This is a genomic window from Pseudomonas shirazensis (assembly GCF_050496565.1).
Taxonomy (GTDB): Bacteria; Pseudomonadota; Gammaproteobacteria; order Pseudomonadales; family Pseudomonadaceae; genus Aquipseudomonas; species Aquipseudomonas shirazensis_A.
In genome coordinates, this window is the sequence record NZ_JBNWAE010000001.1 from 395,455 (window position 1) to 421,533 (window position 26,079).

At 62.0% G+C, this 26,079-nt stretch carries 24 protein-coding genes; 1 reads left to right on the forward strand and 23 read right to left on the reverse strand.

Annotation, left to right across the window (positions count from 1 at the left end):
* Positions 1–63: 63 nt before the first annotated feature.
* On the forward strand, positions 64–2,427 hold the full coding sequence (locus tag ACQZ2L_RS01715; RefSeq protein ID WP_430324484.1) for a penicillin acylase family protein: 2,364 nt from the start codon (positions 64–66) through the stop codon (positions 2,425–2,427).
* Between the two features lie 19 nt (positions 2,428–2,446).
* Here the strand turns inward: ACQZ2L_RS01715 and ACQZ2L_RS01720 are convergent, their stop codons facing one another.
* The 23 genes from ACQZ2L_RS01720 to ACQZ2L_RS01830 all read right to left on the reverse strand — a co-directional run bounded on the left by ACQZ2L_RS01720 (position 2,447) and on the right by ACQZ2L_RS01830 (position 26,045).
* Positions 2,447–3,325 (reverse strand): transporter substrate-binding domain-containing protein, encoded by an 879-nt coding sequence (locus tag ACQZ2L_RS01720; RefSeq protein WP_430324485.1) that lies wholly within the window; start codon positions 3,323–3,325, stop codon positions 2,447–2,449.
* On the reverse strand, positions 3,322–4,095 hold the full coding sequence (locus ACQZ2L_RS01725; protein WP_430324486.1) for an amino acid ABC transporter ATP-binding protein: 774 nt from the start codon (positions 4,093–4,095) through the stop codon (positions 3,322–3,324). The genes ACQZ2L_RS01720 and ACQZ2L_RS01725 overlap by 4 nt, the downstream gene beginning before the upstream one ends.
* Positions 4,092–4,751 (reverse strand): amino acid ABC transporter permease, encoded by a 660-nt coding sequence (locus ACQZ2L_RS01730; protein ID WP_430324487.1) that lies wholly within the window; start codon positions 4,749–4,751, stop codon positions 4,092–4,094. The genes ACQZ2L_RS01725 and ACQZ2L_RS01730 overlap by 4 nt, the downstream gene beginning before the upstream one ends.
* Complete coding sequence (locus ACQZ2L_RS01735; RefSeq protein ID WP_430324489.1) at positions 4,732–5,397, reverse strand: amino acid ABC transporter permease; 666 nt, start codon at positions 5,395–5,397, stop codon at positions 4,732–4,734. Before ACQZ2L_RS01735 ends, ACQZ2L_RS01730 begins: the two co-directional genes overlap by 20 nt.
* 260 nt (positions 5,398–5,657) lie before the next feature.
* Positions 5,658–6,443, reverse strand: a complete 786-nt coding sequence (locus tag ACQZ2L_RS01740; protein WP_101315350.1) for a MetQ/NlpA family ABC transporter substrate-binding protein — start codon at positions 6,441–6,443, stop codon at positions 5,658–5,660.
* A 180-nt stretch (positions 6,444–6,623) separates the two neighbouring features.
* Positions 6,624–7,559 (reverse strand): sigma 54-interacting transcriptional regulator, encoded by a 936-nt coding sequence (locus ACQZ2L_RS01745; protein WP_430324490.1) that lies wholly within the window; start codon positions 7,557–7,559, stop codon positions 6,624–6,626.
* A 63-nt stretch (positions 7,560–7,622) separates the two neighbouring features.
* Positions 7,623–8,204, reverse strand: coding sequence for an alpha/beta hydrolase (locus ACQZ2L_RS01750; protein WP_430324491.1), 582 nt, complete (start codon positions 8,202–8,204; stop codon positions 7,623–7,625).
* A gap of 180 nt (positions 8,205–8,384) precedes the next feature.
* Entirely contained in the window at positions 8,385–8,786 is a 402-nt protein-coding gene (locus ACQZ2L_RS01755; RefSeq protein WP_101315343.1) for an ExbD/TolR family protein, read from the reverse strand.
* A gap of 1 nt (position 8,787) precedes the next feature.
* On the reverse strand, positions 8,788–9,516 hold the full coding sequence (locus tag ACQZ2L_RS01760; protein ID WP_430324492.1) for a MotA/TolQ/ExbB proton channel family protein: 729 nt from the start codon (positions 9,514–9,516) through the stop codon (positions 8,788–8,790).
* Between the two features lie 58 nt (positions 9,517–9,574).
* Positions 9,575–10,372 carry an energy transducer TonB gene (locus ACQZ2L_RS01765; RefSeq protein WP_430324493.1) on the reverse strand — a complete coding sequence of 266 codons (798 nt, stop codon included), beginning with the start codon at positions 10,370–10,372 and terminating at the stop codon, positions 9,575–9,577.
* 349 nt (positions 10,373–10,721) lie between these two features.
* On the reverse strand, positions 10,722–11,711 hold the full coding sequence (locus tag ACQZ2L_RS01770) for a sulfate/molybdate ABC transporter ATP-binding protein (protein WP_430324494.1): 990 nt from the start codon (positions 11,709–11,711) through the stop codon (positions 10,722–10,724).
* A 3-nt stretch (positions 11,712–11,714) separates the two neighbouring features.
* Positions 11,715–12,587, reverse strand: a complete 873-nt coding sequence (gene cysW, locus ACQZ2L_RS01775) for a sulfate ABC transporter permease subunit CysW (protein ID WP_207072879.1) — start codon at positions 12,585–12,587, stop codon at positions 11,715–11,717.
* Between the two features lie 13 nt (positions 12,588–12,600).
* The gene (gene cysT / locus ACQZ2L_RS01780) at positions 12,601–13,419 is read right to left on the reverse strand and encodes a sulfate ABC transporter permease subunit CysT (protein ID WP_101315333.1); all 819 of its coding nucleotides are present in this window, start codon (positions 13,417–13,419) and stop codon (positions 12,601–12,603) included.
* 191 nt (positions 13,420–13,610) lie between these two features.
* A complete protein-coding gene (locus ACQZ2L_RS01785) occupies positions 13,611–14,618 on the reverse strand; it encodes a sulfate ABC transporter substrate-binding protein (protein WP_430324495.1) in 1,008 nt (335 codons plus the stop codon).
* Between the two features lie 48 nt (positions 14,619–14,666).
* A complete protein-coding gene (gene oscA, locus ACQZ2L_RS01790) occupies positions 14,667–14,849 on the reverse strand; it encodes a sulfur starvation response protein OscA (protein WP_101315329.1) in 183 nt (60 codons plus the stop codon).
* Positions 14,850–15,027: 178 nt separating this feature from the next.
* Positions 15,028–18,084, reverse strand: coding sequence for an efflux RND transporter permease subunit (locus tag ACQZ2L_RS01795; RefSeq protein WP_430324496.1), 3,057 nt, complete (start codon positions 18,082–18,084; stop codon positions 15,028–15,030).
* Entirely contained in the window at positions 18,081–19,148 is a 1,068-nt protein-coding gene (locus ACQZ2L_RS01800) for an efflux RND transporter periplasmic adaptor subunit (protein WP_314876988.1), read from the reverse strand. The genes ACQZ2L_RS01795 and ACQZ2L_RS01800 overlap by 4 nt, the downstream gene beginning before the upstream one ends.
* Positions 19,145–20,233, reverse strand: a complete 1,089-nt coding sequence (locus ACQZ2L_RS01805) for an efflux RND transporter periplasmic adaptor subunit (protein WP_101315323.1) — start codon at positions 20,231–20,233, stop codon at positions 19,145–19,147. Before ACQZ2L_RS01805 ends, ACQZ2L_RS01800 begins: the two co-directional genes overlap by 4 nt.
* Before the next feature lie 438 nt (positions 20,234–20,671).
* Entirely contained in the window at positions 20,672–21,565 is an 894-nt protein-coding gene (locus ACQZ2L_RS01810; protein WP_430324497.1) for an ABC transporter permease subunit, read from the reverse strand.
* Positions 21,562–22,482 carry an ABC transporter permease subunit gene (locus ACQZ2L_RS01815; protein WP_101315318.1) on the reverse strand — a complete coding sequence of 307 codons (921 nt, stop codon included), beginning with the start codon at positions 22,480–22,482 and terminating at the stop codon, positions 21,562–21,564. Before ACQZ2L_RS01815 ends, ACQZ2L_RS01810 begins: the two co-directional genes overlap by 4 nt.
* On the reverse strand, positions 22,479–23,621 hold the full coding sequence (gene potA, locus ACQZ2L_RS01820; RefSeq protein ID WP_430324498.1) for a polyamine ABC transporter ATP-binding protein: 1,143 nt from the start codon (positions 23,619–23,621) through the stop codon (positions 22,479–22,481). The genes ACQZ2L_RS01815 and potA overlap by 4 nt, the downstream gene beginning before the upstream one ends.
* 57 nt (positions 23,622–23,678) lie before the next feature.
* Complete coding sequence (locus ACQZ2L_RS01825; protein WP_430324499.1) at positions 23,679–24,773, reverse strand: polyamine ABC transporter substrate-binding protein; 1,095 nt, start codon at positions 24,771–24,773, stop codon at positions 23,679–23,681.
* 174 nt (positions 24,774–24,947) lie between these two features.
* On the reverse strand, positions 24,948–26,045 hold the full coding sequence (locus ACQZ2L_RS01830) for a polyamine ABC transporter substrate-binding protein (protein WP_430324500.1): 1,098 nt from the start codon (positions 26,043–26,045) through the stop codon (positions 24,948–24,950).
* Between the last annotated feature and the right edge of the window lie 34 nt (positions 26,046–26,079).

The window sequence follows — 26,079 nt, forward strand, 5'->3', positions numbered from 1 at the left end:
CGGGTGGCGCGATTCGGTCAATGATCTGACAACCGTTTGCGTTGATATGCACAAGGAGTTCTGATGAAACGCAGCTTGTCCGTACTGGTCGTGCTGATTGCCGTGGCCGCTGCTGGCGGTTACTGGTACGTCCACAGCAAGCAGCCACAACGCGATGGCGAGCTGAGCCTGCGCGGCCTGCAGGCGCCGGTCAATGTGCGTTATGACGAGCGCGGCGTGCCGCATATCCAGGCGCAGAGCGAAGCCGACCTGTACCGCGCACTGGGTTATGTGCACGCGCAGGACCGGCTGTTCCAGATGGAGATCATGCGCCGCCTGGCCCGAGGCGAGCTGGCCGAAGTGCTCGGCAGCAAGCTGGTCGCCACCGATACCCTGTTCCGCAGCCTGCGCATCCGCGAGCAGGCCGCCCGCATGGTCCAGCGTCAGGATCGCCAAGGCCCCGCCTGGCAGGGTTTGCAGGCCTATCTGGATGGGGTCAACCAATGGCAGGCCAGCCACCCCAAACCGGTCGAGTTCGACCTACTCGGCATCACCCCACGCCCCTTCAGCGCCGAGGACACTCTAAGCATCGCCGGTTATCTGGCCTACAGCTTCGCCGCCGCGTTTCGCACTGAACCGGCGCTGACCTACATCCGCGATCAGCTCGGCGCTGACTACCTGAATATCTTCGACCTCGACTGGCAACCCGAAGGCGCCCTCGCCCCGCGCCTGGCAGCCGCTGACTGGCGCAGCCTCGAGCAACTGGCCAGCGCCAGCCAGGACGCCCTGGCCGCCGCCGGCCTGCCGCAGTTCGAAGGCAGCAATGCCTGGGCAGTTTCAGCCAGCCGCACCCGCAGCGGCCGCCCGCTGCTGGCCGGCGATCCGCATATCGGCTTTGCCGTGCCGGCGGTGTGGTACGAGGCCGAGCTGTCGACGCCGGGGTTTGAGCTGTATGGCTACTTCCAGGCACTCAACCCGTTTGCCCTGCTCGGCCACAACCGCGATTTCGGCTGGAGCCTGACCATGTTCCAGAACGACGACGTCGACCTGATTGCCGAGCGCAGCAACCCGGCCAATCCCGAACAGGTGATGATCGACGGCCAGTGGCAAACCTTGCAACGCAGTCAGCAGCAGATCGTCGTGAAGGACGCAGCGCCGGTCGAGATCACCTTGCGCAGCTCGTCCCACGGGCCGATCGTCAACAGCGTGCTCGGCGAAACGGCGGGAGCCACGCCGATTGCCATGTGGTGGGCGTTCCTGCAAACCGAAAACCCGATCCTTGAAGGTTTCTACCAGCTCAACCGCGCCGACAGCCTGAACAAGATGCGCCTGGCGGCGGTGAAGATTCAGTCGCCCGGGCTGAACCTTGTGTGGGCCAATGCCAGTGGTGATATCGGCTGGTGGGCGGCGGCGCAGTTGCCGATTCGCCCGGAGGGGGTCAACCCGGCGTTCATTCTCGACGGCAGCAGCGGCCAGGCAGACAAGCTTGGCTTCTACCCCTTCAACTTCAACCCGCAGCAGGAAAACCCAGCCAGCGGCTACATCGTCTCGGCCAACTTTCAGCCGCCGGCCACGATTCCGGTGCCGGGTTACTACAACCTGGCCGACCGCGGCCGTCAGCTTGACCGGCAACTGGCCAACCCGCAGATCAAATGGGACATGAGCAACAGCCAGGCGCTGCAACTGGACACCGCCAGCGACTACGGCCCACGCCTGCTCGCGCCATTGCTGGCGACCTTGCGCGAAGCGGCCGAGGGCGTGCAGGAGCAGGAGCTGGTCGAGCAGCTCGCTGCCTGGCGCGGTGACTACCCGCTGGATTCGACCAGCGCGACCCTGTTCAATCAGTTCCTGTACGAGCTGGCCCATGCCGCACTGCACGATGAACTGGGCGATACCTGGTTCACGATGCTGCTCAACACCCGCGCCATCGATGCCGCTCTTCCCCGACTTGCAGCTGATCCGGGATCACCCTGGTGGAGCCAGCGCGGCGCCACTGACCCTGCCGGTCGCAGTGCGGTGGTGCGCCAGGCCTGGCGCAAGACGTTGGCCCACCTGGGCGAAACCTTTGGCGCCGACCCGGCCAACTGGCAATGGGGCAAGGCGCATACCCTGACCCACAACCATCCGCTGGGCGTGCAGAAGCCGCTCAATCTGCTGTTCAACGTCGGCCCGTTTGCAGCGCCGGGGACCCACGAGGCGCCGAACAATCTCTCGGCCAAGATCGGCCCGGCGCCCTGGCCGGTGACCTATGGGCCTTCGACCCGGCGGCTCATCGACTTCGCCGACCCCGCCCAGGCGCTGAGCATCAACCCGCTCGGCCAGAGCGGCGTGCCGTTCGACCGGCATTATCGCGATCAGGCCGAGGACTACATCGAAGGCCGTTATCAGCGGGCGCAGCTGGGCGTGATCCCGGCGCGCAGTAGCTTGCGCCTGATGCCCGCTGATTGATCTGGCAGCGTGTGGCAGATCAGCCCTGCCACTTGCCGCCTTCGACGATCACGCTTTCAGGCTTGGTGTCGTCCGACAGTTCCTTGCGCACGTACAGGTCATACAGCTTGAGCAGGAACTTCTCTTCACCCAGCTTGGCCAGCTCGGCATTGACCCAGTCACGCAACTCGATATTGCCCTTCTTCACTGCCGGTGCGATCGGCGCCTCTTCACCCAGCAGCTCTGGCAGCACACGATAGCCCGGGTTCTGCTTGGCCCAGCTGAACAGGATCAGGTTGTCCTGCGCATAGGCATCACCACGACCGTTGGCCAGGGCTTGCAGCGACTCACTGTTCTTCTCGAACTTGAGCAGCTTCCAGTCCGGATGGTTCTTGGTCAGCCAGATATCAGCCGTGGTGCCGGTGGTGACGATGATGGTCTTGTCTGCCAGTTCGTCGAGTTTTTGCACAGGGCTGCCGTCGGCGACGATGGCTTGCACGGCGACGCGCAGGTTGGGGTTGGTGAATTCCACCGCTTCTTTGCGCTCAGGGGTAACGGTCATGTTGGCCAGGATCAGATCGACCTTGTCGCTTTGCAGAAACGGTATACGGCTGGCCGGTTCGACTGCGACAAACTCAACCTTGTTTTCATCACCCAGCAGATCCTTGGCCAGGCGCCGGCCGATGTCGGTGTCAAAGCCGACGTAGCGGCCTGTCTCGTCGACGAAACCGAACGGCGGCTTGTCGGTGAACACGCCCACGATCAACTTGTCGCGGGCCTTGATCACTTCCAGGTAGCTGGTAGCCGGGCTGGCAGCTGAAGTGGTCGGTTTAGGCGGCTCTTCAGCCTTGTTGCAGCCGGCCAGCAAGGCCAGGCCGAACAACGGTGCGAGCAGTTTGGTAAGGGCGGCAGCTTTCATGACAGTTCCTTTTCTAGTGTCTTCGGCAGGCTTTCGACAAAGGAGAATTTCTCCAGGAACTGCTGCGCGCGTGCGCTTCGCGGTTGCGTGAAAAAGCTCTCGGGGTCGCTTTGTTCAAGGATCCTGCCGGCCTCCATGAACACGATGCGGTCGGCCACTGCACGAGCAAAGGCCATTTCGTGGGTAACGATGAGCAGGGTCATACCGTCGCGGGCGAGGCCCTGGATGACTTGCAGGACTTCCTTGACCATCTCCGGGTCGAGGGCGGCGGTGACCTCATCAAACAGCATCACCTGCGGGTTCATGCACAATGAGCGCACGATAGCGATCCGCTGCTGCTGACCACCGGACAACTGCCGAGGAAAGGCGTCACGCTTGTCCAGCAAGCCAACCCGGGCCAACAGCGCTTCGGCCTGCGCCAGCGCCTCGGCGCGCTGGCGCTTCTGCACCTTGAGCGGGCCGAGCAGCAGGTTGTCGATAACGCTCATGTGGCCGAACAGGTGATAGCTCTGGAACACCATGCCCACGCGCTGACGCACCTGGCGCCAGTCGGTGCCAGCGTCAAGCAGCTCCTCACCGTCCAGCCGCAGGTGACCACTGTGGGCCTGTTCCAGGCCATTGAGGCAGCGCAACAGGGTGCTCTTGCCACAGCCACTGGGGCCGAGGATGACCACCACTTCACCAGCCTGCACCTGTAGATCCACTTCGTTGAGCACCTGCTGCTCGCCGAAGAATTTGTTGAAGCGGTTGAATTCGATCAGTGCGTTCATGCGTGAGCCCAGCGCCGTTCCAGCACACGCGAGGCGGCCGAAAGTGGATAGCAAACAAAGAAGAAAAACAGCAACAGCGCGCCATAGATCAGCACCGACTCGTAAGTGCGCTCGATGATCTGCTGGCCAGACTTGATCACCTCGACCACGCCGATCAGCACCGCCAGCGAACTGGTCTTGATGATCCGCGTGTAAATGTTGATGGTGGGTGGAGTCATGCGTTTGAGCGCCTGGGGCAGCAACACATAGCCATACAGCTGCCAGCCAGCGAGGCCAATCGACAGGCCGGCTTCGCGCTGGCCACGGGGCAACGACTGCAAGGCGCCGCGGGCCACTTCACCGACTTCGCTGGCGCCCCACAAACTCAACACCAGCACCGCGCACCAGAAGCTTGGGATGTTCAGCGCGAAGAAGATCGGCAGGCCGAAGAACAGCAGATACAGCCAGACCAGTACCGGGATCGCCCGGAACAGCTCCAGATAGACCAGCAAGAGCACATTGAGCAGGCGGTTGCCGAGGGTCGCCAGCACCCCATAGAGCAGGCCGCCGGCAGTGGCCAGGAGGATACTCAGCGCGGATATGCTCAAGGTCTGTACAGCGCCCGCCGCGAGTTGCGGGAGCGAGATCAGCAGGAGCTCAGGAGCCGAACTGGCCATGTTGCAGCCTCCTTTCCAGGTAACGCAGTAGCAGCGACAGCGGCAGGAACAGCAGCACGCAGAGCAGTGTCAGCACGGTCAGCATTTCATAGGTCTTGTAGTACAAGGCGATGTAGTTCTTGGTGGTATAGAGAATCTCTGGCACCGCCACTGCCGAGACCACGGTGGTCTCTTTGAGCAGGAAGATGAAATTGGCGAACAGCGCTGGCAGGCTGAGGATGCCGGCTTGCGGCAAGATCACATGGCGCAGCAGCTGGCCTTCTGAAAGGCCGATGGAGCGCCCGGATTCCAGCTGCGCCTGTGGCACGGCCTCGACTCCAGCGCGCAGCACCTCAGTCAAGTAAGCGCCGCCCATGAACGTCATGGTGATGATCGCGGCAGCGAAGCCCGACACCTTGATCCCCAGCGAAGGCAAGGCGAAGTAAATGAAAAAAAGCTGGATCAGCAGCGGGGTGTTGCGCGCCAGTTCGACGTAGGCCTGCACTGCACGCCACAGGTAAGGCGTGCGCATGACCAGAATCGAAGCATTGAGCAATGCAACCAGCAACGAGCTGGCGATGGCGATCAGGCCGACCTGCAAGGTGACCCCTACGGCCTGGAAGAAAGTGGGCAAGGTGCTTATCGAGAATGCGCTGTCGAAATTCATGACAGGCGTCTCGGCAGGCGGGGGCGAAGCTGCGACATAGGTCATTCCCAGATCGGCGCGAGGGTGGCTCGGCGTCGTTGTTGCGGTCAGTCGGATCGTGCCGGTGGACACTCTGGTTAGACTCTACAGCTATAAAAATACTTTATTAAATATCTTTATAGAATATCTATATCACTGGAAACACTGGGCAAATCGCGTCGCAAAAAAAAACGCCGACGCAAATGCGTCGGCGTTTTTACAGGGCGGTCAGCGTGCGTTAATCAGAACGCTGGCAGTACCGCACCGCTGTATTTCTTGGCGATGAAGGCTTTCACTTCAGGGCTGGTCAGCGCTTTGGCCAGTTTCTGCATGGCATCGCTGTCCTTGTTGTCCGGGCGGGCCACCAGGAAGTTGACGTACGGCGAGTCGCTGCCTTCGATGATCAAGGCATCCTTGGCCGGGTTCAGGCCTGCTTCGAGGGCGTAGTTGGTGTTGATCATGTCCAGGTCGACCTGATCCAGCACGCGCGCCAGCATGGCCGATTCGAGTTCCTTGAACTTGAGGTTCTTCGGGTTCTCGGCGATGTCTTTCGGCGTGGCCAGGGCGTTTTTCGGGTCTTTCAGGGTGATCAGGCCAGCCTTCTGCAGCAGGATCAGGGCGCGGCCGCTGTTGCTGCCTTCGTTGGGGATGGCAACGGTGGCGCCGTCTTTCAGCTCGCTGAGGTTCTTGATCTTCTTCGAGTAGCCGCCGAAGGGTTCAACGTGAACACCAATCACGGTGACCAGGTTGGTGCCTTTACCTTCGTTGAAGCTCTTCAGGTACGGCAGGGTCTGGAAGTAGTTGGCGTCCAGGCGCTTCTGGTCGACCTGCACGTTCGGTTGCACGTAGTCGGTGAAGACCTTGATCTCCAGATCGACACCTTCCTTGGCCAGGGTCGGCTTGATCAGCTCGAGGATCTCGGCGTGCGGTACCGGGGTGGCAGCGACAACCAGTTTCTCGGCGGCGTGGGCAACGCCGGTCAGCGCCAGGGCAGCAGCCAGGGCCGCAGTCAGCAGGGATTTCTTCATGGTGATCCTTAAGTAAGCTGAGCCATCGGCGACGGCAATATGGGGTGCCCGGCGCAAGCTGCGCTGGGCGTGAAGCGGACGATACCGGGATTTTATATTCCGGAACAATATCTTTTGATTAGCTGCTTATATCAAAAAGAATTGGCCATCATCGACTTCGATTATTAGCCGCATGATGGACTATTTCAGTGCCGCCAAGGCGGACTCGAGCAACTGGCGCAGGGCTGCGCTGGTGTGCGGCTCACGGCTATGACCGAGCTGGCTCAATCGCGCCGCCAGGCTGGCCAGCGGTGCGGTGTCGGGCAGGTCGAGCTGCTCGGCGAGGATCTCGTCGCCATCGCTCACCAGCAGGGCGAAATGGATGACGTTTTCCAGCTCGCGGGTATTGCCCGGCCAGGTATGCGCCTCCAGCGCTTGCTGGGCCAGGTCGCTGATCAGTGGCACCGGGCGCTCCAGCCGAGCGCTGTAGATGCCGACGAAGTACTCGGCCAACGGCAGGATATCGCCGACCCGCTCACGCAGGGCCGGCAGTTCCAGTTCGCCTTCGTGCAGGTACAGGTACAACCGCTCGTTGAAGCGCCCAGCCGCTACGGCCAGGCCCAGGTCGATACTGGAAGCGGCAACCAGCCGCACATCGACCGGCTGCGGTTGATGCGCACCGACCCGGGTCACTTCACGGTTTTCCAAGGCCGCGAGCAACTTGGCCTGAATCGCCAACGGCAGGTCGGCAATCTCATCCAGGTACAACGTACCGCCATTGGCCGAGCCAAACCAACCGGCCCGGCTGCTGGCGGTGCCGCCGTGGCTGCCGGCGCTGTAGCCGAACAGTTCGGCATCGGCGTAGGTATGGCTGATGGCGGCGCAGTTGACCGAAACGAACAGCCCGGCGCGGTCGCTGGCGCGATGGATCTGCCGCGCCAGCAGCTCCTTGCCGGTGCCGGTTTCGCCACGGATCAGCACCGGCAGCGGCTGCACTGCCAGGCGCTCCAGGTCTCGGCGCAGCTGCTGCGAGCGCGGGTCGACAAACACCAGCGCCTTGGCGCGAATGCTCAGCGGGCTTTTATCCAGCTCGGGGAAGGTCAGCAGCGGCTGGCCGAAAGGGGCGTGCAAGGTCATGACAAACTCCCGCCGGGCCATCAGCAGCCGGGCGTCTCAGGCATTCTGTGGATAACTGCCGGATCAGGCGCGCCGTAGCGTGCGCTGCTCGATCCGGCTTTGCAGGCGGTACAGGTAGGCAAAGCCCTGCTCCCAGCGCTCATGCCCGGACTTGACGTTGATGTGCCCGGCATTGGCCAACAGGCCCGCCTCGGCCGCCCATTCCTGAGCCAGGTACAGCGCCCGCGGCACGCTAACCGCCGGGTCGTTGTCCGAGCTCACCACCTGGCTGGCAAACGGTAACGCCTGCAGCGGGATCGGCGCGAAGTTGCGCAGCGCCGGCGCGCAGGTTGGCCGTTCGACATCCGCCGGTGCCACCAGCAAGGCGCCACGTACCCGCGCTAGCAAGGCCGGGCTGGCTGCTGCTGCCCAGTGGGCGACAGTGATGCAGCCCAGGCTGTGGGCAATCAGGATTACCGGTGTGCTGTCGGCGGCAATCGCCTGCTCCAGTGCCTGCACCCAATCGCGCCGCTGCGGCGTCAGCCAGTCGGCCTGCTCGACCCGAGCGCTGTTGGGCAGGCTACGCTGCCAGTGGCTTTGCCAATGATTGCCTGGCGATCCTTGCCAGCCCGGCACAATCAGGTAACGAGTTGACTCATTGCGCATGGGGACGCCTCCAGGAAGTTTGCGTGCTTGCTGACCAGTATAGGGAGCGAGATACATCCGTAAAGGAATAAGAAGCTATGTATTTATAACCAATCTAACCGGCGCAAATAAAAAAAAGGGCCATCCCCCTGCCAAGAGGTATGGCCCTGAAGCACTTGCCTGAAGAGGGTATGGCGGGCTCTAGCGTGCGGTTATCACCGCCAGCTTGGTGATCCCGGCGCGTTCGATGGCCGCCATGGCGCGGGCCACTTCGCCATAATTGACGCCGTCGTCGGCCTGCAGCTGCACGCGCACCTCGGCGTCCTTGAGCTTGGCCGCCTTGAGGTTGCTTTCGAGCAGGTCTGGCTGGATCTCGTCCTTGTTGATGAACAGCTTGCCGCCGCCATCGATGCTCACCACCAGCGGGTCTTTTTGCTCGACCGGGGCCACGGCTTCGGTCTTGGGCAGGTTGATCGGGATGGCGTTGGTCAGCAGCGGTGCGGTGACGATGAACACCACCAGCAGCACCAGCATGACGTCGACCAGTGGCGTGACGTTGATTTCGCTGAGGACTTCGTCGTTGTCCTGGGTTGAAAAGGCCATATCAGGACGCCTCTTTCACGGGCTGGGTGAAGCCAGCCTGAGGCTTGTGTGCGGTCGGGTGGACCAGGACGCGGAAGGCGCTCTTCTGGGCCAGGCTGTAGAAGTCATGGGCAAAGTCATCGAGGTCGGCAGCGGTCAGCTTGAGCCGGCGCAGGAAGTAGTTGTAGACCAGCACTGCCGGCACCGCGACGGCAATACCAACGCCGGTTGCAACCAGTGCCGCACCGATCGGCCCGGCCACGGTTTCGAGGCTGGCCGAACCTGCCGCGCTGATGCCCTTGAGCGCTTCCATGATGCCCCAGACGGTGCCGAACAGGCCGATGAAAGGCGAGGTGCTGCCGATACTGGCAACGACTGCCAGGCCGGTTTCCAGCGAGCGCCGTTCACGCACGATCTGCTGGCGCAGGGCACGTTCGAGGCGGTCCTGATGGTTGATCGACTGGCTCAGGTCGCTGGCATGGCCAGGCTCACCCACGGCGATGGCGGCGTACCCGGCCTGCGCCACACGGGCGGCCGGGCCTGGCAGCTCATGGCTGAGCTCGGCGGCCGAGTCGAGGCTCGACGCTGCCCAGAACTGCTTGTGGAAGCGTTTGTCCTGGTTCTTCAGGCGCACGAACTGCACGGCCTTGATCAGCGCCAGGCCCCAGGTGGCGACAGAGAACACAACCAGCAGCCAGATCACGGCTACTTCAACGGACTCGAGGGGAGATGCGGATGCCAGCAGGCTCATGATGAAGTCTTCCTATGTTCGGTCGGTATACGGTTCAGGTGCATGTTCGGGGGTGTAATCAGCGAAGCTTGAAGTCGATCGGCACACTCACCCAGCCGGACTGGGCGACATCGCCCTGCTTGGCCGGGACAAAGCTCCAGCGCTTGACGGCGGCCAGTGCGGCGTCGTCGAGGGCCGGGCGGCCACTGCTTTTCTGAATCTGGATCTGGCCCGGTTTGCCGCTGGCCATGACCTCGACCCGCAGCAGCACGGTGCCTTCCCAGCCGCGGCGCTGGGCCATCTGCGGGTATTCCGGCGCCGGGTTCTTCAGGTAGGCAGCGTTGGCCGACGGCGGCGTGACCGGCGCTGGCGCCGGTGGAGCTGGCGTTGGCGCTGGTGCAGCGACTGGCGGCGGCGGGGTTTCCACCGGTTTCGGTACGGGCTTGGCCACAGGCTTGGCGACAGGCTTGGGTACCGGCTTGGGTTTCGGTTTGGGCGCAGGTTTGGCCGCCAGCTCATCGACTACCGGCGGCGGTGGCGGCTCGACTACCGGCGGCGCTGGTGCAGGCGGTGGCGGCTCGACCACGGGCGGGGCCGGTGCGGCGAACTCGATGGTCATGGGTGGGATCTGCGGTGGCACGACTGGCAACGGTGGCGTCGGGCTCTGGCTGATCCAGTACGCGGCCGCGCCATGCAGCGCCACTACCAGCAGGGCCAAGGCCCATTTGTCGCGGCGCTTGAGGCCGCTGACCGGCGTGCGTTGCAGGCGCAGCTGGCCGAGCGGCAGGCGAAGCGTGCGTCCAAGCTCGACCAGGTCGCCCGGGGCCGGACGCCATGGCTGGTCGTAGGCCCTGACGGCCGTATGGACATTACCCATTGATCAAACTCCTGGGGTCTCGATTCATGGCTGAATCATCGGCGCCAGACGCTTATCTCTGAAAGTAATGTTTAAACGTAAAGTTAGAACTTTATTGAATATTGGTATTGGGGCGAGGGCCGCAGGCCGCGTGGTTGTTGGGCTGGGGGTGAGGGCGGGGATTTTGATGCCTGGGCGGCATATTAAATATTCACGGGAGGCATTGGTTTGCCGGGGTATGGGGCTGCTGCGCAGCCCAATCGCGACACAAGGCCGCTCCTACAGGGACCGCGCCGTGCCAGGGCATGCGCGGTCCCTGTAGGAGCGGCCTTGTGTCGCGATTGGGCCGCAAAGCGGCCCCAAAAATGGATCAGATATCAGCAACCATCTGCCAAACCTTAGGCCGGAAGAACAACGTCTCCCCCCGCGCCAGCCCAGTCAGGCTGTCATGGTCCTTGACCACCTCGGCTTCGATCAGCTCGCTCTGCCCTTCCACCTTCAAGGTGACCCGGGTAGTCGCCCCCAACGGCCGAATATCACGCACTTCAGCCGCATGATGGCCTTCGGTTTCATGCCGCGACAACGACACCTCGTGCGGGCGGAACAGCACATGGTTGCCTTCACTCAGGCTCATGCGGTTGGAGTCACCGAGGAAGTGATAGACGAAGTCGTTGGCCGGCTTTTCATACACCTCACCCGGCGAGCCGATCTGCTCGATCACGCCCTTGTTCATCACCACGATGCGGTCGGCGACTTCCATTGCTTCTTCCTGATCGTGGGTAACGAATACCGAGGTCAGGTTGATGTCTTCGTGCAGCCGCGCCAGCCAGCGGCGCAGCTCTTTGCGCACCTTGGCATCCAGCGCACCGAACGGCTCGTCGAGCAGGAGTACCTTGGGCTCGACCGCCAAGGCGCGAGCCAGGGCAATACGCTGACGCTGGCCGCCAGAGAGCTGCTCGGGGTAACGGTCGGCCAGCCAGTCGAGCTGGACCATGTTCAACAGCTCATGGACCTTCTCGGCAATCCGGCTCTCGCTCGGCCGTTCGCCCTTGGGCTTCATGCGCAGGCCGAAAGCGACGTTGTCGAACACGCTCATGTGGCGGAACAGCGCGTAATGCTGGAACACGAAGCCGACGTTGCGATCACGCACGTCGTGTCCGGAAACATCTTCGCCATGGAACACAATGCTGCCATCGTCCGGCGTCTCGAGGCCGGCGATGATCCGCAGCAGGGTGGTCTTGCCGCAGCCCGACGGGCCGAGCAAGGCCACCAGCTCGCCGCTGTTGATATCCAGGTTGATGTTGTCCAGAGCCTGGAAGCTGTTGAAGCGCTTGCTGACGTTACGAACTTCGATCGACATGAATTATTCCTCCGCTGCGCTTTGGCGCAGACGGTTAATACGGTTCTCGCTCCACTGCTTGAGCAGCAGGATGAAGAGCGCCAGGATCAGCAGCAAGCTCGCCACGCTGAACGCCGCGACGTGGTTGTATTCGTTGTAGAGGATTTCGACGTGCAGCGGCAAGGTGTTGGTAACCCCGCGGATATGCCCGGACACCACCGACACCGCACCAAACTCGCCCATCGCTCGCGCAGTACACAGCACCACGCCGTAGATCAGGCCCCATTTGATGTTGGGCAGGGTCACATGCCAGAACATCTGCCAGCCATTGGCGCCCAGCAGGCGCGCAGCCTCTTCCTCCTGAGTGCCCTGCTCTTGCATCAGCGGGATCAGCTCACGGGCCACGAACGGCACGGTGACGAAGATGGTCGCCAGGACGATACCCGGCAAGGCGAACACGATCTGGATGTCGTGATCCTGCAGCCACGGCCCGAAGAAGCCCTGCGCGCCGAACATCAGCACATAGACCAGACCGGCGATTACCGGCGACACCGAGAACGGCAGGTCGATCAAGGTGACCAGGATGCTCTTGCCGGCAAAGTTGTACTTGCTCACGCACCACGCCGCACTGACCCCGAACAGCAGGTTCAGCGGCACCGAAATGGCCACCGCGAGCAAGGTCAGCCTGAGCGCCGAGAGTGCATCGGGCTCGAAGATAGCCTCGAAGAACGTACCGAAGCCGTTCTTCAGCGCTTGGGAAACCACGATCACCAGCGGCAACAGCAGGAACAGCGCAAACACCAGCCAGGCCGAGATGATCAGCACCCGCCGTGAAGTGGCGCTGCCGCGCCGGGCGGCATTGGCGGCGGCCGTTGCGCCTAGAGTTGAACCAGACATGGGTGGTCCTCCTTCAAGGGGTTTCGATGCGCCGCTGAAGCAAGTTGATCAGCAGCAGCAGAATGAAGGAAACCACCAGCATCAAGACGCCGATGGCAGTAGCGCCGGTGTAGTCGTACTGGTCGAGCTTGACCATGATCAGCAACGGCAGGATTTCGGTCTTCATCGGCATGTTGCCGGCAATGAAGATCACCGAGCCGTACTCGCCAACCCCGCGGGCAAAGGCCAGCGCGAAGCCCGTCAACCAGGCCGGCAGCAGCGCCGGCATGAGGATATGACGGAACACCTGCAACGGTTTTGCGCCCAGGCAGGCAGCCGCTTCTTCGACTTCACGGGGGATGTCCGCCAGCACCGGCTGCACCGTCCGCACCACGAACGGCAGGGTGACGAAGGTCAGCGCCAGAGTGATACCCAGCGGCGTGTAGGCGATCTTGAAACCGAGGTCGGTGGCAAACTGCCCGACCCAGCCGGACGGCGCATACAGCGCGGTCAGGGCAATGCCGGCGACTGCCGTGGGCAAGGCGAACGGCAGGTCGATCATCGCGTCGATGATCTTGCGCCCGGGGAAGGTATAGCGCACCAGCACCCAGGCCAGCAGGGTGCCGATGATGCCATTAATGATGGCGGCGAACAGGGCAGTGCCGAAACTCAGCTTCAGCGCGGCGATCACTCGCGGGGCGCTGATGATGTTCCAGAACTGCTCCCAGGTCAGCTGCGAGGCATGCACGAACATGGCCGCCAGCGGTATCAGCACGATCAGGCTGAGGTACACCAAGGTGTAGCCCAGAGTCAGCCCGAAGCCGGGTATGACGGGGGATATACGACGTGACATAAAGGTCCCTGGTTGAACGCACGAGGCCCGGCGATTATGCCGGGCCGGTGCACGGCTCTGAATCTTGGGGCTGCTTTGCAGCCCTTTCGCGACCGGTCCGGCGCCCCGGCAAGGCCGCTCCTACAGGGATCGCGTGTAGGAGCGGCCTCGTGTCGCGAAAGGGTCGCGAAGCGGCCCCGCTTTTCCTGGCCCTACTGCGCCTGGTAAATCTGATCAAACACACCGCCATCGTTGAAGAATTTCGGCTGTGCAGTTTTCCAGCCGCCGAAGTCCTTGTCGATGGTTACCAGGTCAAGTTTGGGGAATTGCTTGCCGTATTCGGCAGCCACCTTCTGGTCACGCGGGCGGTAGAAGTTCTCGGCGGCGATTTTCTGCCCGGCCGGGCTGTACAGGTGCTTGAGGTATTCCTCGGCGATCTGCTCGTTGCCTTTCTTCTGCGCATTCTTGTCGACCACGGCCACTGGCGGCTCGGCAAGGATCGACAGCGAAGGCACGACGATTTCGAACTTGTCGGTGCCGCCATCTTCCTTCAAGGCCAGGAACGCTTCGTTTTCCCACGCCAGCAGCACATCGCCCTGACCGTTGTTGACGAAGGTGATGGTCGAACCGCGGGCGCCGGTGTCCAGTACTGGCACGTGCTTGAACAGCTGCTGCACGTATTCCTGGGCCTTGGCTTCGCTGCCGCCGGCTTTCAGGCCATAGGCCCAGGCGGCGAGGAAGTTCCAGCGGGCGCCGCCGGAGGTTTTCGGGTTGGGAGTGATCACCGACACGTCGTTCTTGATCAGGTCGCCCCAGTCCTTGATGCCTTTCGGGTTGCCCTTGCGTACCAGGAAGACGATGGTCGAGGTATACGGCGTGCTGGCGTCCGGCAGGCGGGTCTGCCAGTTCTCTGGCAGGGTCTTGCCGAGCTTGGCGATTTCGTCGATGTCGCCGGCCAGGGCCAGGGTCACCACATCGGCGCGCAGGCCGTCGATCACCGCACGGCCTTGCTTGCCCGAGCCACCATGGGATTGCTGGATCTTGACCTTGTCATCCGGGTGCGCTTGCTGCCAGTGCTTGATGAACTCGGCGTTGTACTGCTGGTACAGCTCACGGGTTGGGTCATAGGACACGTTGAGCAGTTCGTAGTCCTTGGCGATGGCGGAACCGGCAAACACGGCACTGGCCAGAGCGGCGAGCGCATAACGGCGGATGGACATGGTGAAGCTCCCGAATTGGCATTTTTCTAATTAGTAGGTGGTGCGCGATCAGCCGGTCTTGTTGCCGGGCTGCTGCAGGCGGAACTTCTCCTTGCGCTCGATCTGCACGACCTGAGCGTTGTGCACGGTGATCTCTACCGCGCCGAAGCGCAGGTCGCGCAGAGCGGCCTGGATCTCACGCAAAATGGTCGCTTCGTCCTGACCGTCGATGCTACGCAGGGATGCACTCATGCTCGTTCTCCTGTGAGTGAAGTGCCGGGCAGGGGTTTGAAGGGGATTTGCGCCTGGCTTGAAGCTGATAATAGTGATGTGCAGATATTCTTAAAAATACTATTTAAGAATGTTTATATAACCAAAAGCAGAAAGGCCATTGCGCTGGGCAATGGCCTTTTCTGAACAGCGCGCAGTATTAGCTGGATGACTGTTCTGGCTCGCGAATCTTGTACCAGGCCACATACAGCGCCGGCAGGAACAACAGCGTCAGCAGCGTTGCACTGATGATGCCGCCGATCATGGCGTAGGCCATCGGCCCCCAGAACACTTCGCGGGCAATCGGGATCATACCCAGGCTGGCTGCGGCGGCGGTGAGCAGGATCGGCCGGCGGCGATGGTTGGTCGCCTCCAGCACGGCCGCCCAGGGCGACAGGCCCTGGGCCTCGAACTCGTCGATCTGGGTCACCAGGATCACCGAGTTGCGGATGATGATACCGATCAGCGCCAGGATCCCAAGGATCGCCACAAAGCCCATTGGCGTACCCGTCGGCACCAGCGCCAGCACCACCCCGATCAAGCCCAAAGGCGCCACGCTGACCACCAGGAACAGTTTCTGCACGCTATGCAGCTGGATCATCAGGAAAGTCGCCATCAAGAACAGCATCAACGGGATAACCTGGCCGATCGGCCCCTGCGCCTTGCTGCTCTCCTCCACCGTACCGCCGGTGGCCACTTCGTAGCCCGGCGGCAACTTGCTGGCGAACTCTTCGATACTCGGCTTGAGCTGCTTGACCAGGTCGGTCGGCTGGATATCACCGTTGACCGAGGCCTTGATGGTGATGGTCGGCTTGCGATCGCGGCGCCACACCAGCGGCTGCTCCAGCTCGTAGCGCACGGTAGCGATCGACAGCAGCGGGATCGAGGTGCCGTTGGGGGTCAGTATCTGCAGGTTCTGCAAGGTATCGGGCGAGCCGCGCTCACTGTCCTCGGCACGGGCGATCACGTCGACCAGGTAGATGCTGTCGTTGACCTGGGTGATCGGCACGCCCGTGACAATGCTGTTCATCACGTTGGCGACGTCTTCGGACGACAAGCCCAACTGGCGCGCCTTGTCCTGAGCGATCTCTACCCGCAGGACTTTGCCCGGCTCGTTCCAGTCGTAGATCATCTCGCCGATATGCGGGTTGCCGTCGAGCAGGGTCGCCAGGTCAATGGCGTGCTTGCGCACCAGGTCGATGTCCTTGCCACTGATCCGATACTGGATTGGCCGGCCCACCGGCGGGCCCATCTCCAGCGACTGCACGTTGCTGCCGATGCCAACGAAGTCTTCGCGCAGCAGCTTGCGCAGCCGGTCCATCAGCCCGGCACGCTCTTCCAGGCCTTTGCTGACGATCACCAGCTGGGCGTAGTACGGGTTCTGCAGCTGCTGGTCGAGTGGCAGGTAGAAGCGGATCGCTCCTTGACCGATGTAGCTGCTCCAGTGCACCAGATCGGGGTCGTCCTTGATCTTCGCTTCCAGGCGATCGACCACCTTCCGGGTTTCTTCGATCGAGGCGTTTTGCGGCAGGTTGAGGTCGACGAGGATTTCCGGGCGGTCCGATGACGGGAAAAACTGGTTCTGCACAAAGCGCATCGAAAACAGCGCCAGGGCGAAGATCAGCACCGTGCCGATGATCGTCCACCAGCGGTTGCGCATGCACCACAGCAAACCATGCTCGAAGGCACGACCGACGCGGCCGGTCTTGGCTTCGTGTTCCTTGACCTTGTTGGCCTTGAGGATATGCACACCGAGCACCGGAGCGAAGAACACCGCCACCACCCACGACACGATCAGCGCGACCGCGATCACTGCGAACAGAGTGAAGGTGTACTCGCCGGCAGAGCTGGCGTTGAGCCCGATGGGCACAAAGCCGGCCACTGTGACCAGAGTGCCGGTCAGCATCGGGAAGGCCGTCGAGGTATAGGCAAAGGTGGCCGCCTGCTCCTTGGTCTCGCCCATTTCCAGGCGCGTGACCATCACCTCGACGGTGATCATCGCGTCATCCACCAGCAGGCCGAGGGCGATGATCAGCGCACCCAGCGAGATCCGCTGCATGGTGATGCCGCTGTATTCCATGAACAGGAACACCATCGCCAGCACCAATGGGATCGAGCACGCCACCACCAGCCCGGCGCGCACGCCGAGGCTGACGAAGCTTACCGCCAACACGATCAGCACCGCCTCGAACAAGGCACTGGTGAAGCCGCCAACTGCCTTCTTCACCACCACGGCCTGATCCGACACGGTGTGCACACCCACCCCGACCGGCAGGTTGGTGATGATCTGGTCCATCTTGGCTTTCATCTCGGCGCCAAACGCCTGGATGTTGCCGCCGGCCTTCATGCCGATGGCCAGGCCAATCGCCGGCTGGCCGTTGTAACGGAACATCGGTGCCGGTGGGTCAGTGTAGCCACGCTGGATATTGGCGATGTCGGCCAGGCGGAAGAAGCGATCATTGATCCGCAGATTGACGCCCTCGAGGTCTTTCTCGGAGCTGAACTGGCCGCTGGTGCGCACCGAAATCCGCTCAGGGCCGGCCTCGATCACACCCGCTGGGGTAACTGCGTTCTGTGCTTGCAGTGCCTGCATGACCTGGCGCTGGTCGATCCCCAGTGCCGCCAGTTTGCGCGTGGAGAAGTTCAGATAGAGCACTTCGTCCTGCACGCCGAACAGCTCGATCTTGCCGATATTGGGCACTTCGCGGGCTTCGGCGCGGGCCTGCTCGACGTAATCGCGCAGTTGCCGCTGGCTCAGGCCATCGGCGGTAAAGGCATAAATGGTGCCGTAAACGTCGCCGAATTCATCGTTGAACGCCGGGCCCTGAATACCTTCGGGGAACTGGCCGCGGATGTCGTCGATCTTCTTGCGGACCTGGTACCAGATCGCCGGGATATCCGGCGCCTTGGTGGTATCGCGCAGGTACACATAAACCGTCGATTCACCGGGGCGGGTATAGCTTTTGACGTAATCGAGCGAGTCCAGCTCTTCGAGCTTTTTCTCGATGCGGTCAGTGACCTGATTGAGCGTCTCGTCCTGGGTCGCACCGGGCCAGCGGGTCTGGATGACCATGGTCTTGATGGTGAACGATGGGTCTTCTTCACGGCCCAGGTTGAAGTAGGAGAACACCCCCATCAGCACACTGACGAACATCAGATACCAGACAAAGGACTGATGTTTGAGCGCCCATTCGGACAGGTTGAAGCTTCCTTTCATTGGGCATCCTCGTCAAAGCTGACCGGCTGGCCGGGCTTCAAGCTGTTCACGCCGGCAGTTACCACGCGCTCGCCCGGCTGCACGCCGGAGGCCACGACAATGCTGCTGGCGGTGCGGTCGATCAGGGTCACGTCGCGCAGGGCCACGGTCTTTTGTTGGGTGTCGAGGACCCACACCTGGGTCTTGCCGTCGCGTTCGAGCAAGGCGCTCAGCGGCAGTTCGCTACGCGGAGTGACCGCCGAGGACAGGTTGACGCTGATCGCCGTGCCCAGATGGAACGCGGCGGGAGTGCTGGCCAAGGTCAGCCGCGCACGCCGGGTGCGGGTGGTGGCGTCGGCTTGCGGCTCCAGTTCGCGCAGGGTGGCGGTGGTGTTGACTGTCGGATCGAGCTGCGCGGCAACGGTGAAGGTCAGGTCTTTGCTCAATTGTTCGGCCAGGCCGATCGGCAGGTCGATGACTGCCTCTTTGACGTCCGGGCGGGCCAGCGTGACCACTTCCTGGCCAGCGCTGACGGTTTGCCCGGCCTCGGCACGCCAGGCGGTGACCACGGCGGCGTTGTCGCTGCGCAGGGTGCTGTAGTCGAGCTGGTCGCGGGCCTGGCTGACCGCGGCGCGCGCTTGTTCGAGCGAGGCCCCGGTGGTTTTCAGATCGGTCTGGGCAATGTCCAGTTGGGCCTGGGCGCCAACCCCACGGTCGTACAGTTGCTGCTGGCGGCGGGCATTGGCCTGGGCATTGATCCACTGCGCCTGGACCCGCGCCAGATCGCCCTCGGCGGCGCGCAACTGGTTCTGTTGATCGGTCGGGTCGAGGGTGGCGAGGATATCGCCTGGTTTGACCTGGGCGCCGACATCGAGCCAGCGCCGGGCGATCCGCCCTGACACGCGAAAGCCCAAGGTGCTTTCATAGCGGGCCTGGATGGTCCCGGCGAAGCGCCCCAGCTGCGCCTGAACCTGCGGCTGGACCACGGTCGACAGCACCGGGCGGACCGGTTCGGCAGCTTCTTCGTCCTTGCCACAGCCGCCCAGCAGCGCCGCCGAGCAGAGTATCAACAACACTGCTTTCATGGCGCGGCGCCTCCGTCCTTGGCGTTGACTTTCTCGACCTGCATACCGGGGTGCAACAGCTGTCCGCCGCTGACCACCACGGTCTCGCCACCTTTCACGCCGTCGGCAATCACCACTCTACCGGTGAGGTAACGGCCGACCTGGACTGGCCGCAGCTCAACCTTGTCGCCCTCGCCGACTACCCACACTGCCGGCTCCTTGAGCGCCTTGGTCAAGGCCGACCACGGCAGTTCGATGCTCGGCCGGCCCTGGGTGCGGCCGCTGGCGGTAACCGGCGAGCCGAGTTGCATGCCGGCGGGTACACTCTGCAGGGCAACCTTGATCTGCACCGTGCCGCTGTCAGCAGACACCGTCGGGGTCACTTCGCGCACCTGGCCTTGAGCCTGCACCTGCGGGTTGTCGAGCAGCTTGACGATCACGGGCGCGTCGCTGGGCGGCGCCATCAGCAGCGATTCGTAGACGTTGAAGACCGCATCGCGATCACCGTCCACGGCCAGGCCAAAGATCGGCATGGTCGCCTGCACCACCTGACCGACCTCGGCCTGGCGCGAAGTGATGACGCCGTCGGCATCGGCCACCAGCGCGGTGTAGCTCAGCTGCTCCCTGGCATTGGCCAACTGCGCCTGAGCGGCCTTCAATGCGCTCTGGTTGCCGCGCAGCGCCGCCTCGGCAGAATCATATTCGCTACGGCTGGTGTAGCCCTTGGGCAGCAGTTTCTGCTGGCGAACGAAGGCTGCGCTGGTCTGGGTCACCCGCGCCTGCGCAGCGAATACCTCGGCCTTGGCCGAGTCGACGTTATTTTGCAGGTCTTTGGGGTCGAGCCGTGCCAGCACCTGGTTGGCCTTGACGTGATCGCCGACGTCGACGCTACGCGAAATGATCTTGCCGCCGACCCTGAAAGACAGGTCGGTCTGGACGCGCGCCTGCACGTCACCGGTAAGGGTCACGTTGGCGGCAAAATCTGTGGTCTGGACTTGCTGTACACCTACTCTGGGCAATTCCGGCGGGGCAATTTCTTCCTTGCAACCCACCAATAGCGACAAATAACCCAGGCAAGCGACCGACAATAGGCGCCTCAACGGCATGCGTGCTCCTTGCTTGCGCGCAAATGGTTCGAGGGATGCGACTGTTAGCGTAGATCAGGGTTCCGCAATCAGCACTGACGTACACCGGTTGTCGCGCCAGTCGCGCATGATCAGCAGCCGACAAGCCCGCATGGAACTGGCCGAAGTAAGCCCGATTCCTTTCTACGTGTCCCGAGGGTGCACTTGTCGTGAAATCGTCGGGGCCGCTGCGCGGCCCTTTCGCGACACAAGGCCGCTCCTACGGGAGGGCGTGCATCCTGTTTTTTTGATCGAAATGCGAAAATTACTGCACGGCGCCGTCCATGTAGGAGCGGCCTTGTGTCGCGAAAGGCCCGCGCAGCGGGCCCAGCGATCTCAAGCGAGAGAAAAACTCAGAAAAATGTCGCACTGCGAACCCCGCCGCTCTGGCAAGCGACGAGGTAGCGGTGATAACGCCGATCAGGCCGAAGCAGGCGCCTGGTTCGGGCGACGCACCTGAGGCTGGCCAACGCTTGCCGCTGCACCCTCCTCGATAGCCTGCTGGATAGCCTTGCGGCGGTGCTCTTCAGCGCGGCGGCTGAAGTACCAGACCATGAAGGTCACCAGCGACACCGACAGCAGGATCAGGCTGGCCACGGCGTTGATCTCGGGCTTCACGCCCAGGCGCACTGCCGAGAACACTTCCATCGGCAAGGTGGTCGAGCCCGGCCCGGAAACGAAGCTGGCCAGTACCAGGTCATCCAGCGACAACGCGAACGACATCATGCCGCCCGCCGCCAGCGACGGCGCGATCATCGGGATGGTGATCAGGAAGAACACCTTCCACGGCTTGGCACCGAGGTCCATTGCCGCTTCCTCGATCGACAGGTCCAGCTCCCGCAAGCGCGCCGACACCACGACCGCCACGTAGGCTGCGCAGAACGTGGTGTGGGCGATCCAGATGGTGACGATGCCACGTTCCTGCGGCCAGCCGATCATCTGCGCCATGGCCACGAACAGCAGCAACAGCGACAGACCGGTGATCACCTCGGGCATGACCAACGGCGCCGTGACCAGGCCGCCGAACAGCGTGCGGCCCTTGAAGCGGGTGACCCGGGTCAGCACGAACGCGGCCAGGGTGCCCAGCGCCACCGCGGCGACCGCGGTGTAGCAGGCGATCTCCAGCGAGCGCATCACCGAGCCCATCAGCTGGGTGTTGTCGAGCAGGCCGATGTACCATTTCAGCGACCAGCCGCCCCATACCGTCACCAGCTTGGAGGCGTTGAACGAGTAGATCACCAGGATCAGCATCGGCAGGTAGATGAACAGCAAGCCGAGCACCAGCATCAGCTTGGAAAAACTGAAACGCTTCATGCTCTGCCCTCCATCTCTTTGGCCTGGCTACGGTTGAACAGCAGGATCGGTACGATGAGGATCGCCAGCATCACTACCGCCAGCGCCGAGGCTACCGGCCAGTCACGGTTGTTGAAGAATTCCTGCCACAGCACTTTACCGATCATCAGGGTTTCCGGGCCGCCGAGCAGTTCCGGGATGACGAACTCACCCACCACCGGGATGAACACCAGCATGCAGCCGGCAATAATGCCGTTTTTTGACAGTGGCACGGTGATCTTCCAGAAGCTGTTGAAGGTGCTCGAACCGAGGTCCGAAGCGGCTTCCAGCAGGCTCTGGTCGTGCTTCACCAGGTTGGCGAACAACGGCAGAATCATGAACGGCAGGTACGAATAGACCACGCCGATATACACCGCCAGGTTGGTGTTGAGGATCTGCAGCGGCTGGTCGATCAGACCGATCCACATCAGGAAGCTGTTGAGCAACCCGTTGTTGCTGAGGATGCCCATCCAGGCGTACACCCGGATCAGGATCGCGGTCCAGGTCGGCATCATGATCAGCAGCAGCAGGACGGTCTGGCTTTCCTTGCGCGCATTGGCGATGGCATAGGCCATCGGATAGCCGATCAGCAGGCACAGCACGGTGCTGATGAAGGCCATCTTCAACGAGCCGAGGTAGGCCGAGATATACAGCTCATCCTCGGTCAACAGGCCATAGTTGGCCAGGTTGAGCACTAACTGAATCTTGTCTTCGACGTAGGTGTAGATCTCGGTATATGGCGGGATCGCCACGTCGGCTTCGGCAAAGCTGATCTTCAACACGATGAAGAACGGCAGCATGAAGAACAGGAACAGCCAGATGAACGGCACGCCGATCACCAGGTGCCGTCCCTCCGGGACCAGCCGCTGGAAGGCTCGCTTGAGCTTGCGGATTTTCATGAGCGCAGTACCACGCCGCTGTCGTCTTCCCACCACACGTAGACTTCGTCGCCCCAGGTCGGGCGAGTGCCCTGGCGCTCGGCGTTGGCCACGAACGACTGGACGATCTTGCCGCTCGGCAGCTCGACGTAGAACACCGAGTGGCCGCCCAGGTAGGCGATGTCATGCACCTTGCCGCGCGACCAGTTGTATTCGTAGCCCGGCTGCTCGGTGGTGACCAGCATCTTCTCCGGACGCAGCGCATAGAGGATGCTCTTATCCTCGACCGAGGTGGAAACACCGTGGCCGACATAGATATTGCGCTCAAGCTCGGGGCTGGCGATCAGCGCGTGGCCCTCGGCGTCGTCGACCACCTGCCCTTCGAACAGGTTGACGTTGCCGATGAACTCACATACCAGGCGGCTGGTGGGGGTTTCGTAGATGTCGATCGGCGAGCCGATCTGCGCGATCCAGCCCAGGTGCATGATGGCGATGCGCTCGGCCATGGTCATGGCTTCTTCCTGGTCGTGGGTCACCATCACGCAGGTCACGCCGACCCGCTCGATGATCTGCACCAGCTCCAGCTGCATCTGCGAGCGCAGCTTTTTGTCCAGCGCGCCCATCGGCTCATCGAGCAGCAGCAGCTTCGGCCGTTTCGCCAGCGAGCGCGCCAGCGCCACCCGCTGGCGTTGGCCACCGGACAGCTGGTGCGGCTTGCGCTTGGCGTACTGGGTCATGTGCACCAGCTTGAGCATCTCGTCCACGCGGGCTTCGATCTCGGCCTTGGGCATCTTGTCCTGCTGCAGGCCGAAGGCGATGTTCTGCGCCACGGTCATGTGCGGGAACAAGGCGTAGGACTGGAACATCATGTTGATCGGCCGCTCGTACGGCGGCATGTCGGTGATGTCGACACCATCCAGATAGATGCGCCCTTCGCTCGGCCGCTCGAAGCCTGCCAGCATGCGCAGCAGGGTCGATTTACCGGAGCCGGAGCCACCTAGCAGGGCGAAGATTTCGCCTTTGCGGATTTCCAGGGACACATCGTCCACGGCAATTGTTTCGTCGAACTTCTTCGTGACCCGGTCGATCTTGACCAGCACCTGCTTGGGTTGCTGGCCACCCTCGAGGGCTTTCTTATAGGCACCGGAGGCAACTGCCATGAGTGAAACTCCCAACAAGATTTTTAAGCCCGCCTTCAAGGAGGCGGGTTTGGATGATTATTTGCCCGACTTGACCTTGGTCCAGCTGCGGGTCATCAAACGTTGTACCTTGGGCGGCAACTCGCTGTTGACGAACATCTTGTCCAGTACTTCCTGCGGTGGGTAAACCGCGGCGTCGTTCCTGACATCCTGGTCCATCAGCGCGCCAGCCTTGGGGTTCGGGTTGGCGTAACCGACGTAATCGCTGACCTGGGCGATAACCTCAGGCTTGAGCAGATAATTGATGAAAGCGTGGGCCTCTTTGCTTTTTTTCGAGTCGGCTGGAATCGCCAGGACATCGAACCAGAGGTTGCCGCCTTCCTTGGGAATCGCGTAGGCCAGGTTGACGCCCTTCTTCGCTTCTTCAGCGCGGGCCTTGGCCTGGAACACATCACCGGAGAAACCGGCAGCGACGCAGATGTCGCCGTTGGCCAGGTCGGTGATGTATTTGGAGGAATGGAAGTAGGTCACGTAAGGGCGCACGGCCAGTAGCTTCTTCTCGGCTGCGGCGTAATCCTGGGGGTTGCTGCTGTTGGGATCGAGGCCCATGTAGTTGAGCACCGCTGGCAGCATTTCGTCCGCCGAATCGAGGAAGGCCACCCCGCACTTGGACAGCTTCTTCATGTTTTCCGGCTCGAACAGCACGGCCCACGAGTCGATGCTGTCGACGCCGAGCACGGCCTTGACCTTGTCGACGTTGTAACCGATGCCATTGGTGCCCCACAGATACGGCACGGCATAGAGGTTGCCGGGGTCGTTCTTCTCCAGGCGCTTCATCAGCGCCGGGTCGAGGTTGGCATAGTTGGGCAGCAGATTGCGGTCGAGCTTCTGGAATGCGCCCGCCTTGATCTGCTTGCCGAGGAAATGGTTGGACGGCACGACCACGTCATAGCCGGTACGACCGGCGAGCAGTTTGCCTTCCAGGGTTTCGTTGGAATCGAAAACGTCCTGCACCGGTTTGATGCCGGTTTCTTTCTCGAAATCGGCGAGGGTGGTTGGCCCGATGTAGTCCGACCAGTTGTACAGATGCACCGTAGGCGCCGCTTGGACGCTGCATGCCAGCGTCAGGCCCGCTCCGGCCAGCAAGGCCTTGCGAAGTACAGATTTAGACAAGTGGATGCTCCTTGAAAAACAGTGCATTCGGTGACGGTAGCCGTCAGTGATAAAGGCGCCGCCAGACTGGCAAAACCGGCGCGCAACTTACCCTTGCAGGGACGCTGCGGCAAACTTATTCGTCATGGTGCGCCTCCGGGCCGAAAACCCCGGCCCAGAGGCTTTCAATCAGGCTTACTTGCCCGACTTGATCTTGGTCCAGCTGCGGGTGATCAGACGCAGCGTGGCTGCATCGAGATCGCTGATTGCGTACAGCTGTTTTTTCACCGCATCCGACGGGTAGATGGCCGGGTCGCTGGTGATGTCCTTGTCGACCAGAGCAGTCGCCGCCTTGTTGCCATTCGGGAAGCGCACGGCGTTGGTGATCTCGGCCATGACTTCAGGCTGCAGCAGGTAGTTCATGAACTGGTAAGCGGCGTTGAGGTTCTCGGCATCCTTGGGGATGGCGACCATGTCGTAGAAGGTGCCGGCACCTTCCTTGGGAATGGTGTACGCCAGCTTGACCTTGTCGCCAGCCTCGTGGGCACGGGCCTTGGACTGTTCAAGGTCACCCGAGTAGCCGACTGCAACGCAGATGTTGCCGTTGGCAAGGTCCGAGATGTACTTGGACGAGTGGAAGTAGGCCACCGATGGGCGAATCTTCATGAACAGGTCTTCGGCTGCTTTCAGGTCAGCCTTGTCTTTGCTGTTGGTCGGCTTGCCCAGGTAGTGCAAAGCGGCCGGGATCATTTCGGTCGGGGCGTCGAGGAAGGTCACGCCGCAGCTCTTGAGCTTGGCCATGTTCTCTGGCTTGAACACGGTGTCCCACGAGTCGATCTTGTCCACGCCCAGCGCGGCCTTGACCTTCTCCGGGTTGTAGCCGATGCCGATCGAACCCCACATGTAAGGGAAGGCGTGCTTGTTGCCTGCGTCGCTGGCATCGCCAACGGCCTTGAGCAGGTCTTCGTCGAGGTTTTTCCAGTTGGGCAGCTTGGAGCGGTCCAGCTCCTGATAGACGCCGGCCTTGATTTGTTTGGCGAGGAAGTTGTTCGACGGTACGACGATGTCGTAGCCGGACCTGCCTGCCAGCAGTTTGGCCTCAAGGGTCTCGTTGCTGTCGAACACGTCGTAGACCACTTTGATGCCGGTCTGCTTTTCGAACTTGGCCACGGTATCCGGGGCAATGTAGTCCGACCAGTTATAGACGTGGAGTACTTTGTCGTCAGCCTGAACTGCGGTAGCCATGGCACCCATGAGGGCGGCGGCCAGCAACGTCTTGCCCATTTTCTTCATGCGTAATGCTCCAGAATTTATTATCAAGCCATCT

Coding starts and splice junctions, on each gene's coding strand:
- ACQZ2L_RS01725 (WP_430324486.1), bottom strand. CDS start 4,095: ATGAACGCACTGATCGAATTCAACCGCTTCAACAAATTCTTCGGCGAG.
- ACQZ2L_RS01740 (WP_101315350.1), bottom strand. CDS start 6,443: ATGAAGAAATCCCTGCTGACTGCGGCCCTGGCTGCTGCCCTGGCGCTG.
- cysT (WP_101315333.1), bottom strand. CDS start 13,419: ATGTCACGTCGTATATCCCCCGTCATACCCGGCTTCGGGCTGACTCTG.
- ACQZ2L_RS01760 (WP_430324492.1), bottom strand. CDS start 9,516: ATGAGCCTGCTGGCATCCGCATCTCCCCTCGAGTCCGTTGAAGTAGCC.
- ACQZ2L_RS01755 (WP_101315343.1), bottom strand. CDS start 8,786: ATGGCCTTTTCAACCCAGGACAACGACGAAGTCCTCAGCGAAATCAAC.
- ACQZ2L_RS01805 (WP_101315323.1), bottom strand. CDS start 20,233: ATGCCGTTGAGGCGCCTATTGTCGGTCGCTTGCCTGGGTTATTTGTCG.
- ACQZ2L_RS01745 (WP_430324490.1), bottom strand. CDS start 7,559: ATGACCTTGCACGCCCCTTTCGGCCAGCCGCTGCTGACCTTCCCCGAG.
- ACQZ2L_RS01815 (WP_101315318.1), bottom strand. CDS start 22,482: ATGAAAATCCGCAAGCTCAAGCGAGCCTTCCAGCGGCTGGTCCCGGAG.
- ACQZ2L_RS01715 (WP_430324484.1), top strand. CDS start 64: ATGAAACGCAGCTTGTCCGTACTGGTCGTGCTGATTGCCGTGGCCGCT.
- ACQZ2L_RS01830 (WP_430324500.1), bottom strand. CDS start 26,045: ATGAAGAAAATGGGCAAGACGTTGCTGGCCGCCGCCCTCATGGGTGCC.
- ACQZ2L_RS01750 (WP_430324491.1), bottom strand. CDS start 8,204: ATGCGCAATGAGTCAACTCGTTACCTGATTGTGCCGGGCTGGCAAGGA.
- ACQZ2L_RS01770 (WP_430324494.1), bottom strand. CDS start 11,711: ATGTCGATCGAAGTTCGTAACGTCAGCAAGCGCTTCAACAGCTTCCAG.
- ACQZ2L_RS01720 (WP_430324485.1), bottom strand. CDS start 3,325: ATGAAAGCTGCCGCCCTTACCAAACTGCTCGCACCGTTGTTCGGCCTG.
- ACQZ2L_RS01810 (WP_430324497.1), bottom strand. CDS start 21,565: ATGAAGCGTTTCAGTTTTTCCAAGCTGATGCTGGTGCTCGGCTTGCTG.
- ACQZ2L_RS01785 (WP_430324495.1), bottom strand. CDS start 14,618: ATGTCCATCCGCCGTTATGCGCTCGCCGCTCTGGCCAGTGCCGTGTTT.
- ACQZ2L_RS01735 (WP_430324489.1), bottom strand. CDS start 5,397: ATGAATTTCGACAGCGCATTCTCGATAAGCACCTTGCCCACTTTCTTC.
- ACQZ2L_RS01730 (WP_430324487.1), bottom strand. CDS start 4,751: ATGGCCAGTTCGGCTCCTGAGCTCCTGCTGATCTCGCTCCCGCAACTC.
- ACQZ2L_RS01800 (WP_314876988.1), bottom strand. CDS start 19,148: ATGAAAGCAGTGTTGTTGATACTCTGCTCGGCGGCGCTGCTGGGCGGC.
- potA (WP_430324498.1), bottom strand. CDS start 23,621: ATGGCAGTTGCCTCCGGTGCCTATAAGAAAGCCCTCGAGGGTGGCCAG.
- ACQZ2L_RS01795 (WP_430324496.1), bottom strand. CDS start 18,084: ATGAAAGGAAGCTTCAACCTGTCCGAATGGGCGCTCAAACATCAGTCC.
- ACQZ2L_RS01765 (WP_430324493.1), bottom strand. CDS start 10,372: ATGGGTAATGTCCATACGGCCGTCAGGGCCTACGACCAGCCATGGCGT.
- cysW (WP_207072879.1), bottom strand. CDS start 12,587: ATGTCTGGTTCAACTCTAGGCGCAACGGCCGCCGCCAATGCCGCCCGG.
- oscA (WP_101315329.1), bottom strand. CDS start 14,849: ATGAGTGCATCCCTGCGTAGCATCGACGGTCAGGACGAAGCGACCATT.